The following is a 297-nucleotide window of genomic DNA, read 5'->3' on the forward strand; positions in this document are numbered from 1 at the left end:
CGACGCGGCGACCGCCTACTACGACCTTGTGCAAACCCGAAAGTTCGCTGAAGAGCCTCCCGAATTGCAGTCGATCCTTCGCGAGCTGAAGAGTCCGGGACTTAAGCCGGAAGCCAAAGCGAGTCTCAACTACGCCGCCGGTAAAGTGGAGAACGACCTCAAGCGCTATGCGGAAGCCTTCGGCCACTTCATGAATGCGAAGCAAGCGGAAGGTTACAAATTCGACATCGGCCAGTATCGTCGTTTCGTAGACCTGACGATTGAAACCTTCACGCCGGACTTGTTTGCCGCAAGGTC

General features: G+C 55.9%; 1 pseudogene. It reads left to right on the forward strand.

Annotated features, from left to right (window positions below):
* Positions 1-297: pseudogene (locus EN852_RS41500) on the forward strand (sulfotransferase); the annotation flags it as partial.

The organism is Mesorhizobium sp. M2E.F.Ca.ET.209.01.1.1, from assembly GCF_004010375.2.
Taxonomy (GTDB): Bacteria; Pseudomonadota; Alphaproteobacteria; order Rhizobiales; family Rhizobiaceae; genus Mesorhizobium.